This is a genomic window from Saccharopolyspora sp. NPDC050389, assembly GCF_040655595.1.
Classification (GTDB): Bacteria; Actinomycetota; Actinomycetes; order Mycobacteriales; family Pseudonocardiaceae; genus Saccharopolyspora.
Genome location: NZ_JBFAKG010000061.1, coordinates 43,327 through 59,286, shown reverse-complemented (window position 1 = coordinate 59,286; position 15,960 = coordinate 43,327). Strand labels below are relative to the sequence as shown.

Here is a 15,960-nt window from a genome sequence, read left to right as displayed (position 1 = left end):
CTCGAACTGCTGCGCCGGCTCAGCCATCTGCTTCGCCTCGAACTGCTGCCTCGGCTCAGCCTGCTGGAACGGCTCCGGCCGCTAGCCCAAACCACTCACGACCCCGGACCTGCGGAAACGTCGCTCCTGGGCGGATCGGACCGCGGCCGGTGCTCGGCGGCGCGGAGGTACCGGGTGCCGAGCCTGGCCAGGTGATCGCGGAGCTCGGGCGGATCGACGACTTCGAAGTCCGCCTCGATCAGCCCCGCGAAGACCGCCAGGAAGTGCATCGAGTCGGCGCCCATGGTCACCTCGCAGGCGTTCTCGCCCACCGGCTCGATCAGCGCGCCGGTCGGCGTGATCAGCTCCGCGACGCGCGCCGCGGGCAACCGGAACCGCAGCGTCGCCTGGTAGTGCCAGAGCGCGACCTGCAGCCGTTCCCCGAGGTAGGCGACGACATCGCCGCCCGGCAGCTCGCGCGGGGCGAAGCGCGGCCCGGTCGGCGTCTTCGGCTCGATCCGGTCGGCCCGGAACGTCCGCCAGTCGCCGCGCTCCACGTCCCACGCCACGAGGTACCAGCGGCGGCCCCAGCCGACCAGCCGGTGCGGCTCGGTGATCCGCCGGCTCGTCGTGCCGTCGTGGGCGAGGTAGTCGAAGCGGAGCCGCTCGCGGCCCCGGCAGGCAGCGGCGATCGCGGTCAGCACGCTCGCATCCACCGTCGGGCCGTCCCCCGGCATCGCGATCATGGCGCTCTGCAGGGTTTGCACCCGATGCCGCAGCCGAGACGGCAAGACCTGCTCCAGCTTCGCCAGCGCCCGCACCGACGTTTCCTCGACTCCGGCCACGCCGGCGGCCGTCCGCAGCCCGACGGCGACCGCGACCGCCTCGTCGTCGTCCAGCAGCAGCGGCGGAACCGCCGGCCCGGCGCCGAGCCGGTAACCGGCCGTGCCCTGGGTGGCGTGCACCGGATATCCGAGCTCCCGCAGCCGCTCGATGTCGCGGCGCACGGTCCGCGCGCTGACGCCGAGCCGCTCGGCGAGCTCGGGCCCCGCCCAGTCCCGCGGTGTCTGCAGCAGCGACAGCAGCTTGAGCAGGCGCGCCGAAGTGTCCAGCATGCAACCGAGTCTGCCCGTCCGATTAGGACGGCGGCCGCCCTGACCCGCCGCTACGGCCGGCTCCGCTGAAGCCCGGCACCGTTTCGGCTGGCCAGGGCCCGTGCGTACTTTGTGTCGCTATAGCGACACAAAATGCACACGGGCCTACCAGGCCGAACCGCGTCAGCCGCGGAGCATCAGGCCGACCTTCTGGAACTCCTTGAGGTCCCGGTAGCCGGTCTTGGCCATCGCGCGGCGCAGGCCGCCGAAGAGGTTCAGCGTGCCGTACGGGTCGCTGCTCGGCCCGAACAGCAGCTGCTCCAGGTCCGCGCCCGAACCGGCGAAGCCGACGATCTCGCTGCGCGGCAGGCTCGGGTGCGCGGCGGCGGAAGTCCAGTAGTAGCCCTGCGCCGGCGTCTCCGCCGACTCGGTCAGCGCCTCGCCGAGCATCACGGCGTCGGCGCCGCAGGCGATCGCCTTCGCGATGTCCCCGGAGTACGACAGGCCGCCGTCGGCGAGCACGTGCACGTAGCGGCCGCCGGTCTCGTCCAGGTAGTCGCGGCGGGCCGCGGCGGCGTCGGCGATCGCGGTGGCCATCGGCACCCCGATGCCCAGCACCTGGGTGGTGGTCGCCGCGCGGGACTGGCCGAAGCCGACGATCACGCCTGCCGCGCCGGTGCGCATCAGGTGCATCGCGGTGCGGTAGTCGCCGACCCCGCCGGCGATCACCGGCACGTCGAGCTCGGCGATGAACCGCTTCAGGTTCAGCGGCTCGCCGTCCCGGGCGACGTGCTCGGCGGAGATGATGGTGCCCTGCACGACCAGCAGCTCGACGCCGGCCGCGAGCAGGTCCGGGGTCAGCTCCTCGGCGTGCTGCGGGCTGACCCGCGCCGCCACCGTGACACCGGAGTCCTTCACCTGCTTCAGCGCGGTGGCCAGCAGGTCCGCCCGGATCGGCGCGGCGTGCAGCTCCTGCAGCAGCCGGATCGCGGCCTCCGAGTCGCTGTTCTCCTCGGCGGCGCGAACCACCTCGAACAGCTTCTCCTCGACGTTCTCGTGGCGCGCCCACAGCCCCTCGGCGTTCAGCACGCCCAGGCCGCCGAGCTCGCCGATCCGCACCGCGGTGGCGGGCGAGACGACCGCGTCCGTCGGGTGCGTGACCAGCGGGATGTCGAAGCGGTAGGCATCGATCTGCCAGGCCAGGGACACATCCTTCGACGACCTGGTCCGCCGCGACGGCACGATCTCCACGTCGTCCAAGTCGTAGCCGCGCATGGCCGTACGGCCCATGCCGATCTCAACCTGATCCCGCACCGTTGAAGTCCCTCCTCGCGGCACCGCTGTCCAACGAAGCATTCTCTCTTCGCCGCCCGTGTGACGTGCAACGGGGGCTCCTTAGCCCGCTGCGACCGCGAAGCCGGCGGCTCCGGCGCCTCCGGAAAACGACGCGGCCGCCGCATCGCGGGATGCGGCGGCCGGGTCGGTGGCGATCAGCGCGTGGTGTAGTTCGGCGCCTCGACGGTCATCGTGATGTCGTGCGGGTGGCTCTCCTTGAGCCCCGCCGCGGTGATCCGCACCAGCTTCGCGTCCTGCAGCTCCGGAATCGAGTTGGAGCCCGTGTAGCCCATGCCCGAGCGCAGCCCGCCGATCAGCTGGTCGACCACCTGCGCCAGCGGCCCGCGGAACGGCACCCGGCCCTCGATGCCCTCCGGCACCAGCTTGTCCTCGGACAGCACGTCGTCCTGGAAGTAGCGGTCCTTGGAGTACGACTTGGCCTGGCCCCGCGACTGCATGGCGCCCAGGGAGCCCATGCCCCGGTACACCTTGAACTGCTTGCCGTTGACCAGCACCAGCTGGCCCGGCGACTCGGCGGTGCCGGCCAGCAGGCTGCCCAGCATGACGCTGCTCGCGCCGGCCGCGATGGCCTTCGGGATGTCGCCGGAGTACTGGATGCCGCCGTCGCCGATCAGCGGCACGCCCGCCGGGCGGCAGGCCATGCTCGCCTCGTAGATCGCGCTGATCTGCGGCACGCCGACCCCGGCGACGACGCGGGTGGTGCAGATCGAGCCCGGCCCGACGCCGACCTTCACCGCGTCCGCCCCGGCGTCGACCAGCGCCTGCGCGCCCGCCCGGGTCGCCACGTTGCCGCCGATGACGTCGACGGAGTTGCCGAGCTCCTTCTTCAGCGTCGTCACGGTGTCCAGCACCGCGCGCGAGTGCCCGTGCGCGGTGTCCACGATCAGCACGTCGACACCGGCGTCCACCAGCGCCATCGCGCGCTCGTGCGAGTCCGCGCCGACGCCGACCGCGGCGCCGCACAGCAGCCGGCCGTCCGGGTCCTTGGTGGCGCTGGGGTACTGCTCGGTCTTGACGAAGTCCTTGACGGTGATCAGCCCGCGGAGCTTGCCGGCGTTGTCGACGATCGGCAGCTTCTCGATCTTGTTCCGCCGCAGCAGCCCGAGCGCGGCCTCCGCGGTGACGCCGACCTGCGCGGTGATCAGCGGCGCGACGGTCATCACCTCGCGCACCCGGCGCGTGAGGTCCACCTCGAACCGCATGTCGCGGTTGGTGATGATGCCGACGAGCGTGCCGTCCGGGTCGGTCACCGGCACGCCGGAGATGCGGAAGCGGGCGCACAGCGCATCCACCTCGGCGAGGGTGTCGTCCGGCGAGCAGGTCACCGGGTCGGTGACCATTCCCGCCTCGGAGCGCTTGACCACCTCGACCTGGGCGGCCTGCTCCTCGACGGACAGGTTGCGCTGCAGGATGCCGACGCCGCCCTGGCGGGCCATGGCGATCGCCATCCGAGCCTCGGTGACGGTGTCCATCGCGGCGGACAGCAGCGGCACCCGCAGGCGGATGTTTCGGGACAGCTGGGTGGACGTGTCGACGCCGCTGGGGATGACGTCCGATTCGTCGGGCAGCAGGAGCACGTCATCGAAGGTCAGACCCAGTGTCGCGAACTTCGAGGGGAGGCCGGGTGCGGAGAGTTCGCTGGTCATGGCGAGGGATGTGCCTTCCTTCACGCGATGGTCCACAAACCTGCGGATGCGGCTTGGATGTCCTCGGCGATTACGTCATGGAACGTGGCATCGGCATCGGGGATTCCCTCAATGATAGAGACCACAGGTCAGGCCCGTTTGCCCCGTAGGCGGTGGGGTGTGCCACGCCACGACCGGCGGTCAAACCCGCCCCGACAACCCCACGAGGTGGACGCAGCCGGTACCGTGCGGGCCGTGCCGCACGATCCGATGCCACCAGACCCGTTCGCGGGTGACCCGGAAGATCCGAGCATGGCACTCGGCGATCACGACGCCGACGACGGCCCACCACTCGGCGACGAGGAACGGGCCGAACTGCTCGCCGACCTGACCGACCTCGCCGTCTACCAGGCCCTGCTGGAGCCCCGCGGGCTTCGCGGCATCGTGGTGGACTGCGCGGACTGCGGCGAATGCCACTACCACGACTGGGAATTGCTGCGCTCCAGTCTGGAGCAGCTGCTGCACGACGGGCGGATGCGCCCGCACGAGCCGGCGTTCGACCCGAACCCGGGCGACTACGTCACCTGGGAGTACTGCCGCGGCTACGCGGACGGCGTGACCGAGAGCGAAACCACCCACTGACGATTTCCACCACGCACAATGAGAAGAGGGGCTCCCGGTCGGGAGCCCCTCTTCTCATTGGCAGGTTCTAGACCGGCCTCTTCGTCACGGGTTGCTGCTGCTGCGCTGGGGGAACAGGTCCGATCCCCAGCCGCTGGACGGGTGCGCGGAGCTGCCGCTGGTCTCGCTCGGCGACGTGCTCGACTCCGACGGCGACGTGGACGACGTCGGCGGCTGCGACGAGCTGTCCGTCGGCGGCACCGGCGGAATCGGCTCCGACGGCGACGGCGACGTGGTCGGCGTCGGCGGGATCGGAGACGTCGGCTGCTGCGAGGTCTGCGGGTGCTCGCCCTCGCCCATCCGCGCGGTCAGCGAAGCGTGCGCGGCCTTCAGATCGGACAGCCCGTGCTCGTCGTCGACGCCCTGCATCTGCTCCTGCGCGGAGCGCAGCGCGGCCTCGGCGGCGGTGCGATTGCCCCGCTCGATCGCGCCCTCCGCGGTGTTCAGGTCCTCGCGGGCCGAACTCGCGGCGACGATCGCGCGGGTACGGTCGGAGTAGAGAACCTGCGCGACGCCCCACAGCATGTCGCCGGGCTGCGCGTCGCGGGCGGCCACGCCGACACCGGTGAACGTGATCATCAGGACAGCTGCGGCGGTGGCCACCGGCACCAGGTGCCGGCGCTTGAGCCGACGGCGCGGGCGGCTGCCCGCCGCGATCGCCGCGGTCGCGGTCTCCACGTCGACGAGATCGCCGATCGGCGCGGCGTCGATGTCCTGCCGCCACGCGACCAGCAGTGCTTCCAGGCTGGGGCGCTCGTCGTCGGTCGACGCGACCACGTCTGGATTGGTCCCGCCGAGCGCGTCGAGCAGCGCGTCGTCGGCCTGTAGCTCGCTGAGGTCGATCGGTTCTTCGCCGAAGTCGTCGAAGTCGACCAGCTCGTCGGAATCCTCGGCCGGTCGCGGCCGGAACGTGAGCACGTCGGCATCGCCCGACACGGCGTCGGGTTCGGTGGTTTCAGACTCGGCCGAGCCGGAATCCCGGTGGTTCTCGATCAGTTCCGTTCCCTCGTCTGCGGACCCCTCTGCGGGAGCCTGGTCCCGCTCGTCTGCCCCGCGCGAACGGTCCTCGTGCCGGCCGGACTCGACAGGGTCGTGTCCTGCCTGCTCCCCCTCGGGCCCCTTCCGCTCCGCCATTCAGACCACCTCCTCCGCGGACAGCGTCTTTCGCAGCCGGGCCAACGCGCGGTGTTGAGCCACGCGTACCGCGCCCGGCGTAGAGCCGACCGCTTCGGCGGTTTCCTCCGCCGACAACCCGACGACCACCCGGAGCAGCAGGATTTCCCGCTGCTTGGCCGGGAGGACGCGAAGTAGTTGCGCCATCCTGCCCGAGAGCTCACCCTGCATCGCCCGCTGCTCCGGTCCGGCCTCGGATTCCGGCGTGTCCGGAACATCGGCCACCGGTTCGGAGCGGTTGCGGGCCAACGCACGATGCGCATCAGCCACCTTGTGCGCGGCGATGCCGTACACGAACGCCAGGAACGGACGACCCTGGTCCTTGTAAGTGGGCAGCGCGGTCAGCACCGCGAGGCACACTTCCTGGGCCACGTCGTCCGCCGAAGCGAACGACCTCTCGTTTCGTCCGACTCTGGCGCGGCAGTACCGCACCACCAAAGGACGGATTTCGGCCAGCAAGCGCTCGATCGACTGACGATCGCCGTCGACGGCGGCGCCTACAAGAGCGTCCAGCCCGTCCCCCACGTTGGTCATCGCAGACAGCAGCCCTGGTGTTACGCGTTCAAGCGATTCGGATTTGCCCGGCGGAAATCGCGTGCACCGCACGCTGCGCCGAGCTCACCGTACCGGGCAAGGGGCGATCGTTGAACAGGGAGTGGGGGGAGGGGGCCGTCGTCGTCACACATTCAGAGATACCAGACGCCGGGCCCGGCGGCGTTTGCCCAGGCCACCGGGATCATGGTGAACCACGAGAGAAGATCCGAGAGGATCTTCACAGGTGTCGCGCGACTGGGCGATCACGACGCTTTCGGGGCATTCGCACCGATTTGCCGCAAAGGCCGGTTTCGACCGAGGTGTCCGATCGAGAGAACTATGGCTCGCGCCACATCCACGGCTGCGGCCCGGAATCGGGGCCGCACCGAAGTGACGCGAGCCATAGGCACACTCGTAACGTCAGCTCGCTTCAAGCCAACGTCCTCGCCGAGCACCGGCAGCTCGGACTGGATCTGCCGGTGCGCTCCGATCGTCAGGCGCGCGGCGGTCGCCGCGCGCGGCGATCACGCGACGAGACCGCGGCGGAAACCGTGCGCAACTGCTTGCGCGCGGTCGCGCACGCCGAGCTTGCGGAAAAGCCGGCGAGCGTGGGTTTTGACCGTGTCCTCCGAGAGGTAGAGCTCGCGGCCGATCTGGCCGTTGCTCTTGCCCTGGCTCATGCCGCGCAGCACCTGGAGCTCGCGCTCCGTCAGCTGCACACCGGGATCGGACGGCTGTCGGGGTGCGGGCACCGAGGTGCTCGCCAGCGTGTGCGCCAGCGCCGCAACCAGCTCCGGCCGGGACGCATCCCAGCGGAGGTAGCCGCGGGCCCCGCCGGCGATCGCGGCGGCGATGCTTGCCGCGTCGTCCGGGGCACCGAACACGATCACGTTCGCTTGCGGATGAGCCGAGACGAGCCTGCGAGTGGCCTCGACGCCGTTCGGTACAGCACGCTGGGTGCCGACCAGTACGACGTCGACGGCCTGCCGCGAAAAGCGGGCAAGCAGCTCGTCACCGTGCGCAACGCAATCAATTCGACTCACTCCGGGGACAGCAGACATCACACGAGTGAGCCCTTCCCGGACGCTACGTCGGTCATCGCAGATCAGGACCGTCGTCACGGGAACTCCTTCCTGCAGGCGAGTGACGTTCCAACTCCCCTATCGGACGCAGGGGCCAAAACCTTGACACGATCCGGTGCTTAATCCGTCAAGAAATTTTGCGTCGCCCCGGTTCGGGCCCGGTTCACTGGAACGGAGCAGGCCGCCGGGACCGGTCCGCCCACTACTCCGGGAAGCCGCCGACCACGCGCCGTACCTGCAGTATTCACCCGATTGCACCCAGTCGTGACCGCGGTTTCGCCCATCCGCACGAACGCGGTAACCCCACCCACACGACGGGTGTGTGATTTATGACACAGGGAGCCCAATTCAGCCCAGCACGGTCTCCGAAACACGCGCAACAGCCGTCTCGAGCGAATCGAGCAACTCCACGTGCGCGGGCAGCGCCTGCTGCGCCCAGCCGGCTCCCGCCACGAACGCTCGGGCGCGCTGGCGGGTGATCGGGATGTCGTCCAGCACCCGCGACGAGGCGTAGTGCGACTGGTCGGCCCAGAGCACCACGGCGGCCGGAGCGGAGCGGCGCACCGCCGCGGCGAGCCCTTCGCGCGGCAGCGCGGCGCCGAACAGCCGGTGGCCGACGCGGTTGGCGGCGAGCGCCGCGGCGAGCGCCACGAGTTCGAGCTCCTGAACTTCGCCGGGCACCGGAGCGAGCACCACCGGGCGCGGATTGATCGGGGCCGGCGCTGTCGCGATCACCGAACGCAGCGCGGTGGAAGCGCAGTCGACCAACAACTGCAGGACCTCGATGCCGGAGCCGGACCGCTGCCGCCGTTCGCTGACCGCGCGCAGCACCGGCTGCAGCATGCCCTGCCAGGTCTCCACGACGCCGTCGCTGTCCATCGACTCGATCAGCAACCGCTGCACGGACCAGGAGTCCAGCGCGAGCGCCGCGCGCCCCAGGCCGCGGGCGCGCGGCCCGGCCCCGGTGAGCTTGAGCCCGCGCCCGCCGGTGTTGGAGCCGCTGACCAACTTGATGTCACCCGCGCCGCCGAGCACGCCGGACAGCATCATCGGCCCGTCGCCGGATCCCTCCGGCGGCGTTTGCTGTTCGGTCGCGTCGGGGTATCGCTGCGGCAGCGGCGCGGCGACAGTGCGGGCGTAGCGGGCCGCCTCCATCGGCGAGGCACCGCGCAGCAGCGCGCGTTGCATCTGCTCCAGGCGAGCGATGTCGTCCGGGCCGTAGCGGCGGTGCCGACCGCTGGTGTGATCGCTGGGCCCGAGCCCGTACCGGCGATCCCAGGTGCGCAGCGTGGCGGGTGCCACACCGAGCCGGCGGGCCACCGCGGCGACGCTGAGCCGCGGCTGATCGTCCGACGCAGCGCCATCCGGGCCTCCGACCAGCCCCGGATCGTCGCTCGGGATGGGGGTGTCCTGCCCCTGCACAGGTTCCGGCCGCGTCGTCACGCGGGACATGTTCCGGTTCTGGCCCGTGGAGAGCAAGCCGTCGGGCATCGATCTTCGTCGACCAAAGATCACTCCAACGATGAACAGCTTTTGGCGCGATAGGGGTTGAACAAGTTTTGGCGCGGTTCTACGGTCGGATCATGCGAGGCTGCGGCCGCCCGCCGCAGCGGGGAGGGGACCCACCGCTAGGAGGTGGTTTGCGCAATGGCAGACACTCGACGTCTTCCAGGACCGAACGCCGATATCTGGGATTGGCAGATACGGGGCTCCTGTCGAGGCATGGACAGCGCGTACTTCTTTCATCCAGACGGCGAGCGCGGCCCAGCGCGAGCCCGGCGTGAGGCCAAGGCGAAAGAGGTGTGCCAGCACTGCCCGGTGCTCGCGCAGTGCCGGACGCATGCACTAGCCGTGCAGGAGCCGTACGGCATCTGGGGCGGGCTGTCGGAGTCGGAGCGGGAAGTGATCATAAAGGCGCGCAAGCGCCAGCAGCTGGCGGTCGCGGCCAGCTGACGCGCTTGTGTCGGCCGGCGCGACGCGGGTCGCGGGCGGCCGCCGGAGTCGGATGGCTACGAGGGGCGTCATTCGGCTCCGGGTAAGACGAAAAGATCGGGGCGGTACCCACACCGTGGGTACCGCCCCGATCTTCGTGCCGTTCAGCCGGGCCGAGGGCCCGGCTCACGCGCGCCGGCTCAGTGGCCGTGCCCGTGGCCGTGGCCGTGCCCGGCGGCCTCCGGCTGCTCTTCCGGCTTCTCCACGACCGCGCTCTCGGTGGTGATCACCATGCGGGCGATGGAGGCCGCGTTGGCGACCGCGGAGCGGGTCACCTTCAGCGGGTCCACGATGCCGGCCTGCACCAGGTCGCCGTACTCGTCGGTCGCCGCGTTGTAGCCGGCGCCCCAGTCGAGGTCGCGGACCTTGGACACCACGACGGCGCCTTCCTGGCCCGCGTTGGCGGCGATCCAGTACAGCGGGGCGTCCAGCGCGCGGCGCACCAGCTGCACGCCGGTGGCCTCGTCACCGGTGAGGCCGAGGTTGTCGGCCAGCACCTTGGCGGCGTGGATCAGGCTCGACCCACCACCGGGGACGCTGCCCTCCTCGGCCGCGGCCTTGGAGGCGGCGACGGCGTCCTCGATGCGGGACTTGCGCTCCTTGAGCTCCGTCTCGGTGGCCGCGCCGACCTTGATCACGGCGACGCCGCCGGCCAGCTTGGCCAGCCGCTCCTGCAGCTTCTCGCGGTCCCATTCGGAGTCGGTGGCCTCGATCTCCTTGCGGATCTGGTCCACGCGGTCCTTGACGTCCTCGGCGCTGCCGCGGCCGTCCACAATGGTCGTGGTGTCCTTGGTCACGGTGACCCGGCGGGCCGCGCCGAGCACCTCCGGACCGGCCTCGGACAGCTTCAGCCCGACCTCGGGCGCGATGACCTGGGCGCCGGTGGCGATCGCCAGGTCGTCCAGGAACGCCTTGCGGCGGTCGCCGAAGAACGGGGCCTTGACCGCGACGACCTTCAGGGTCTTGCGGATGGCGTTGACGGCCAGGGTGGACAGCGCCTCGCCCTCGACGTCCTCGGCGATGATCAGCAGCGGCTTGCCGCCCTGCGCGATCTTCTCCAGCAGCGGCAGCAGGTCCTGCAGGCCGGAGATCTTGTCGCGGTGCAGCAGGATCTGCGCGTCCTCCAGCACCGCTTCCTGACGCTCGGCGTCGGTGACGAAGTGCGGGGAGATGAAGCCCTTGTCGAACTGGAGGCCCTCGGTGATCTCCAGCTCGGTGGCCAGCGTCGAGGACTCCTCGATGCTGATCACGCCGTTCTCGCCGACCTTCTCCATCGCCTCGCCGATCAGCGCGCCGATGGACTCGTCCCGGGAGGACACGGTGGCGATCTGGGCGATGTTGTCGCGGCCCTTGACCGGCGTGGCCTTGGCCTTGAGCGCCTCGACGACGGCGTCGGTGGCCGCCTGGACGCCCTTGTTCAGCGACGCCGGGTTGGCGCCCGCGGCCAGGTTGCGCAGGCCCTCGCGGACCAGCGACTGGGCGAGCACGGTGGCGGTGGTGGTGCCGTCGCCGGCGACGTCGTTGGTCTTCGTCGCGACGTTCTTGGCGAGCTGGGCGCCCAGGTTCTCGAACGGGTCGCTCAGCTCGATCTCGCGGGCGATGGTCACGCCGTCGTTGGTGATCTGCGGTCCGCCGAACTGCTTGTCCAGCACGACGTGCCGACCACGCGGCCCGAGGGTGACCTTCACCGCGTCGGCGAGCTGGTTGACGCCGCGCTCCAGCGCGCGCCGGGCCTGCTCGTCGAAGGCGATCTGCTTAGCCATGGTTACAACAGCCCTTCATCGGATGCCTTTGGGGTCTTCGCTCTTGTCCTTGAGCGGCGAAGCCGCTTAGCCCACCTACGCGACCGGCACCGCCCGCGGGTTCTCAGGGGTCTTCTCGCGAGGACAGCGAGAAGACCTCTGAGGTTCCGCTACCGCACCGCCACGCAAAACGAGCCCAGCGACAGGTTCTTGCCCCGGACATGCGACCGCCCCGGGGTCCCGGACGGGACCGCCGGGGCGGCACTGCTCGCGTGGTGCAGCGTCAGTTGACGACGGCCAGCACGTCGCGGGCGGAGAGGATCAAGTACTCCTCACCGTTGTACTTGACCTCGGTGCCGCCGTACTTCGAGTAGATGACGACGTCGCCTTCCTTGACATCCACCGGGATGCGGTTGCCCTTGTCGTCGACGCGACCCGGGCCGACGGCCAGAACCTTGCCCTCCTGGGGCTTTTCCTTGGCGGTGTCCGGGATCACGATGCCGGACGCAGTCGTCGTCTCGGCCTCGCTCGCCTGGACCACGATCTTGTCCTCAAGCGGCTTAATGCTCGCCACGGTGTGACCTCCACCTTCTGGGGCCTTCGAAGCGTTGTCTGGGATAAGACGGCACCGTGGCTCCCCGCCGTCGCGGGTGCCGGGGCGCTGCGGTGCCGTTCTGCTAGCACTCTACCCATGAGAGTGCCAACGCTCAACAACAACCCTCTCCCGGGTCTCCCGGCGTGTCCGCCACCCCAGGTCGCCGAGCCGGAGCGGGACCGGGAACGGCGCGGCTGCACCGATGCCGCCGCCGCCCCGGTAGCCGGAGAACTCCGCCGGACAACAGTCAAGCAGAGCGGCGGCGCCCGGTGCCCGGCAATCCAGCAGAGCGGGATCCCGGCGCCCGCGCGCTCCGGCTACCCGGCGGATTCGATTCCGTTCGGAACGTAGCGGATCCGGCAGGTGGGGTCACTACCTGGGATGTTGTCACAGACGATCAGCTGTGCGTGATCTTCGCTGGTAGATCGCCATGCGGGAAATGTCACCAATGCCACGAGGTGGTTCACACCAAGGCGGTTCGGTGCCCTAGGTTGCCAGGCATGCCCGCCCTCTCGAAGCCCGCGAACCGCCCCTGGGAGCGCCGCCCCCGACCCGCGCGCCCACCCGGCCCGCCCGGCCCGCCGACCCGAGCCGGCTGGCGACCGAAATGACGCTGCGGGCTCACCGCTCCGGCTGGTGGCGGTAGAGCTCGGCGTACCGCTGCGCCCGCTGGGCGCGGATCGCGGCCTGCGCCTCCTCGCGCAACGCCCTTCCGGTGCCCATCGGGTAGCCGTGCTTGGTGAGCCGGTACTCGCTGGTGTGCTCCAGGTACGACAGCGAGTACCAGAGCGCCAGGATGACTCCGCCGAGCACGGACATCGCCCGGATCCACAACGGCCCGGGCAGCAGGAAGAAGAGCAGTCCCGGGGAGATCTGGACCAGGCTGCGGGCGACGTGCCGCAACACCCAGGTCCGGCACGTGATGTCGTGCAGCACCCACTCCCGGCATCTCGCCGGCAGCCGTCCGCCGAAGGCGTACCAGATCCATTGCGCCGGGTTGGGCCTGATCGGTCGGTCCGCAGCCACGTCCCCTCCTTCGCCGAAGCACCTGAGAACACCTATATGCTAATCATTAGCACGCTAATGATTAGCGTGACAGTGGGCACCCCGGCCAGAAGGAGACCCCGATGAACCAGATCGATCTCGGCGAGGACCCGCTCGCCCTCGATCGCCAGGTTTGCTTCGCGCTCTCCGTCGCCTCGCGCAACGTCATCTCCGTCTACCGGCCGCTGCTGGCGCCGCTCGGCCTGACGCACCCGCAATACCTCGTGATGCTCGCGCTGTGGGAGCAGTCGCCGAGATCGGTGAAGGATCTCTGCGGTGCTCTCCACGCCGACCCGGCGACGTTGTCCCCGCTGCTCAAGCGCCTCGAATCGATCGGCTACCTGGAACGGCGGCGCAGCACCGAGGACGAGCGGCTGCTCGCCGTCGAGCTGACGGAGAAGGGCCGGGAACTCCGCGCGGAGGCCGAGAAGATCCCGTACCGCGTGGTCGAACTCCTCGGTATGCAGGTCGCCGAGCTGGAACAGCTCAACACGGCGCTGAGCAAGGTGATCGCGGCGACCCGCCGCGCCCTCGACGGCGAGTGACGCGCTGAGCCGATCGGTCCGGCGGCGGCTGGGCCGAACGGCTTCCGCGGCTTGCTTCGGCCGCCCCATTTCGCCGGGAATTCACCAAACCCTCTTCTGGTGTCGGTACTTTCGTGCGCTCGATCGCGCCACGGTCGAGCCCCGGACGACTTCCGCAGGACACCTGGAGGACACCGATGCCCGATATCCCGTTACCCGGCCGGGTCAGCCGCCGCGCCGTGCTGCTCGGCGGTGCCGCCGCGCTCGGCGCGACCGCCTTCGGCGGCTCCGCGCTGGCCAACGCGCTGTCGCTGCCCGGCGCCGGCACCCGCCGGCTCGCCGACCCGTTCACCCTCGGCGTCGCCTCCGGCGATCCGCTGCCGGACGGGGTCGTGCTGTGGACCCGGCTGGCGCCGGAGCCGACCGCCGACGACGGGCTGGGCGGCATGCCCGACAAGGCCGTGCCTGTGCAGTGGGAGGTCGCCGCGGACGAGCAGTTCAGCAAGATCGTGCAGAGCGGTGAGACCGAAGCCGCGCCGGAGCTGGGGCACAGCGTGCACGTCGAGCCGGCGGGTCTGGAGCCCGGCGCGGAGTACTTCTACCGCTTCCGCGCCGAGGGCTCGATCTCGCCGGTCGGCCGCACCCGCACCGCGCCCGCGGCGGGCACGCTCGGCGAGCTGACCATGTGCTTCACCTCCTGCGCGCACTTCGGGCAGGGTTACTTCACCGCCTACCGGCGGATGGCCGAGGACGAGCCGGGGCTGATCCTGCACCTCGGCGACTACCAGTACGAGTACGCCGCCAAGGACGGCGACGTGCGCAAGGTGCTCGGCCCGGAGACCCGCACGCTGGCCAACTACCGGCAGCGCCACGCGCAGTACAAGACCGACCCGGACCTGCAGCTCGCCCACGCGACCGCGCCGTGGCTGGTGGTGTTCGACGATCACGAGGTCGAGAACAACTGGGCCGACGAGACGCCGGAGAAGCCCGACGACGGCTTCCCGGACCGGCGCAAGGTCGCCCTCCAGGCCTACTACGAGAACATGCCGCTGCGCGCGGGCTCGAAGCCGAACGGCATCGACATGCAGCTCTACCGGCGGTACGGCTGGGGATCGCTGGTCAACTTCCACATGCTCGACACCCGCCAGTACCGCGACGACCAGGCCTGCGGCGACGGCGTGCAGTCCGGCTGCGCCGACCGCGAGGACCCGGACCGGTCGATCACCGGCGCCGAGCAGGAGAAGTGGATCACCGACGGGTTCCGCGACACCACCGCCCGCTGGGACGTGCTGGGCCAGCAGGTGTTCTTCTCCAAGATCGACCTGACGCCCGGCACCGAAGAGGGCTACAACATGGACGCCTGGGACGGCTACGTGGCCAACCGCGACCGGATCGCCGGCGCGATGGCCGACAGCGCGGTCCGCAACGGCGTCGTGCTCACCGGCGACGTGCACCGGCACTGGGCCGCGGAGATCAAGCGGACCCACGACGACCCCGGGTCGCGAGCCGTCGGCACCGAGTTCATCACCACCTCCGTCACCAGCGGCGGGGACGGCAACGACGACGGCAACGGCGACGTGCTCAAGGAGAACCCGCACGTGAAGTTCTACGCCAACCGGCGTGGCTACGTGCGCACCAAGTTCACCGAGAAGGAACTGCGCGCCGACTACCGGGTGCTGCCGTACGTGTCCAAGAAGGATGCCCCGGCGGAGACCGCGAAGTCGTTCGTGGTCGAGGACGGCAACCCGGCGCTCAACCCGGCCTAGCCTCGGACTGTCCACTGGGGACGGTTTGGTGAATGCATCCGGTGGCCCATTGCCCCGTGCGTACTTTGTGCTGCTATAGCGACACAAAGTACACACGGGGTGACTTGCGCCGATCGGTTGGCGCGTGCCGAGCCCTGGCCGGTGTTCTCGATGGCACACTTGTCCGGTGCGTGGACTTCGGAAGGGACTCGCGGCGCTGGCCGGGCTCGGGGCTGCGGCGGCGCTGCCCTCGGCGTGGGCGCTGGTGCGCAGCGCCCGGCGCATCAGCACGGTTCGGGACGCGCCCGCGACCAAGTTCGCGCTGGTGCTCGGCGCGGGAGTGCGCTGGGACGGCCAGCCGAGCCGGATCCTGCAGGGGCGGCTGAACGTGGCGCGGGAGCTGTTCGAGGCCGGCCGGGTCCGGCGCATCATCGTCAGCGGCAGCCCGGAATCCCGCGGGCACAGCGAGCCCGTCGTGATGCGGCATCACCTCTTGTCGCACGGGATTCCCGCGTCCGCGGTGGTGCTGGACGAGTCCGGTGTGGACACCTGGTCGTCCTGCCGGCGGGCGGCCGAGGACTTCGGGCTGCGCGAGGTCACCGTCGTGACCACCCGGTTCCACCTGCGCCGCGCGGTGGCGCTGTGCCGGCGCGCGGGCATCGACGCCCACGGCGTCGGCCACGACGCGGCGGCCGACGGCCTGCGCCGGGTCTCCGCCCGCGGCGCCCGCCGCGAGTTCCTCGCCACCACCAAGGCCTTCTGGTGGCGCCGCTGATCGTCACCGGGCGGCGATC

The 15,960-nt window shown here is 70.5% G+C and carries 16 protein-coding genes; 6 read left to right on the top strand and 10 right to left on the bottom strand.

Translation table 11 applies throughout. The features are described from left to right. Window positions 1-95: 95 nt before the first annotated feature. The 3 genes from AB0I53_RS32640 to guaB form a co-directional block, all read right to left on the bottom strand. A complete protein-coding gene (locus AB0I53_RS32640) occupies window positions 96-1,094 on the bottom strand; it encodes a YafY family protein (RefSeq protein WP_358611641.1) in 999 nt (332 codons plus the stop codon). A 162-nt stretch (window positions 1,095-1,256) separates the two neighbouring features. After that, window positions 1,257-2,387 carry a GuaB3 family IMP dehydrogenase-related protein gene (locus AB0I53_RS32635; protein ID WP_358611638.1) on the bottom strand — a complete coding sequence of 377 codons (1,131 nt, stop codon included), beginning with the start codon at window positions 2,385-2,387 and terminating at the stop codon, window positions 1,257-1,259. Window positions 2,388-2,563: 176 nt separating this feature from the next. Next, a complete protein-coding gene (gene guaB / locus AB0I53_RS32630) occupies window positions 2,564-4,075 on the bottom strand; it encodes an IMP dehydrogenase (RefSeq protein WP_358611656.1) in 1,512 nt (503 codons plus the stop codon). 249 nt (window positions 4,076-4,324) lie between these two features. Between guaB and AB0I53_RS32625 the strand changes: the two genes are divergently transcribed. After that, entirely contained in the window at window positions 4,325-4,696 is a 372-nt protein-coding gene (locus AB0I53_RS32625; protein WP_358611653.1) for a DUF5319 domain-containing protein, read from the top strand. Between the two features lie 84 nt (window positions 4,697-4,780). On the opposite strand, the gene AB0I53_RS32620 is transcribed toward AB0I53_RS32625, so the two are convergent. The 4 genes from AB0I53_RS32620 to AB0I53_RS32605 all read right to left on the bottom strand — a co-directional run bounded on the left by AB0I53_RS32620 (window position 4,781) and on the right by AB0I53_RS32605 (window position 9,015). Next, window positions 4,781-5,869, bottom strand: a complete 1,089-nt coding sequence (locus AB0I53_RS32620; RefSeq protein ID WP_358611635.1) for an anti-sigma-D factor RsdA — start codon at window positions 5,867-5,869, stop codon at window positions 4,781-4,783. Further along, the gene (locus tag AB0I53_RS32615; RefSeq protein ID WP_093265524.1) at window positions 5,870-6,442 is read right to left on the bottom strand and encodes a sigma-70 family RNA polymerase sigma factor; all 573 of its coding nucleotides are present in this window, start codon (window positions 6,440-6,442) and stop codon (window positions 5,870-5,872) included. Between the two features lie 524 nt (window positions 6,443-6,966). Then, the gene (locus AB0I53_RS32610) at window positions 6,967-7,563 is read right to left on the bottom strand and encodes a response regulator transcription factor (RefSeq protein ID WP_029536209.1); all 597 of its coding nucleotides are present in this window, start codon (window positions 7,561-7,563) and stop codon (window positions 6,967-6,969) included. Window positions 7,564-7,872: 309 nt separating this feature from the next. Next, complete coding sequence (locus AB0I53_RS32605) at window positions 7,873-9,015, bottom strand: MerR family transcriptional regulator (protein WP_358611632.1); 1,143 nt, start codon at window positions 9,013-9,015, stop codon at window positions 7,873-7,875. A gap of 156 nt (window positions 9,016-9,171) precedes the next feature. Here AB0I53_RS32605 and AB0I53_RS32600 point away from each other — a divergent pair, with 156 nt between their 5' ends. Beyond that, on the top strand, window positions 9,172-9,477 hold the full coding sequence (locus AB0I53_RS32600) for a WhiB family transcriptional regulator (protein WP_093414062.1): 306 nt from the start codon (window positions 9,172-9,174) through the stop codon (window positions 9,475-9,477). A 179-nt stretch (window positions 9,478-9,656) separates the two neighbouring features. Here AB0I53_RS32600 and groL read toward each other — a convergent pair whose 3' ends face one another. Next, the gene (gene groL / locus AB0I53_RS32595; RefSeq protein ID WP_358611629.1) at window positions 9,657-11,279 is read right to left on the bottom strand and encodes a chaperonin GroEL; all 1,623 of its coding nucleotides are present in this window, start codon (window positions 11,277-11,279) and stop codon (window positions 9,657-9,659) included. A gap of 262 nt (window positions 11,280-11,541) precedes the next feature. Next, entirely contained in the window at window positions 11,542-11,832 is a 291-nt protein-coding gene (groES, locus tag AB0I53_RS32590) for a co-chaperone GroES (protein WP_010316109.1), read from the bottom strand. Window positions 11,833-11,949: 117 nt separating this feature from the next. Between groES and AB0I53_RS32585 the strand changes: the two genes are divergently transcribed. Beyond that, window positions 11,950-12,204, top strand: a complete 255-nt coding sequence (locus AB0I53_RS32585; RefSeq protein ID WP_358611626.1) for a hypothetical protein — start codon at window positions 11,950-11,952, stop codon at window positions 12,202-12,204. 270 nt (window positions 12,205-12,474) lie between these two features. On the opposite strand, the gene AB0I53_RS32580 is transcribed toward AB0I53_RS32585, so the two are convergent. After that, on the bottom strand, window positions 12,475-12,879 hold the full coding sequence (locus tag AB0I53_RS32580) for a DUF5313 family protein (RefSeq protein ID WP_358611623.1): 405 nt from the start codon (window positions 12,877-12,879) through the stop codon (window positions 12,475-12,477). A gap of 101 nt (window positions 12,880-12,980) precedes the next feature. Here AB0I53_RS32580 and AB0I53_RS32575 point away from each other — a divergent pair, with 101 nt between their 5' ends. From AB0I53_RS32575 to AB0I53_RS32565, 3 genes are all read left to right on the top strand, one after another. Beyond that, complete coding sequence (locus AB0I53_RS32575) at window positions 12,981-13,442, top strand: MarR family transcriptional regulator (protein WP_358611620.1); 462 nt, start codon at window positions 12,981-12,983, stop codon at window positions 13,440-13,442. A 176-nt stretch (window positions 13,443-13,618) separates the two neighbouring features. After that, window positions 13,619-15,187 (top strand): alkaline phosphatase D family protein, encoded by a 1,569-nt coding sequence (locus tag AB0I53_RS32570; protein WP_358611617.1) that lies wholly within the window; start codon window positions 13,619-13,621, stop codon window positions 15,185-15,187. Window positions 15,188-15,353: 166 nt separating this feature from the next. Further along, complete coding sequence (locus AB0I53_RS32565) at window positions 15,354-15,941, top strand: YdcF family protein (protein ID WP_358611614.1); 588 nt, start codon at window positions 15,354-15,356, stop codon at window positions 15,939-15,941. The last annotated feature ends 19 nt before the right edge of the window (window positions 15,942-15,960 follow it).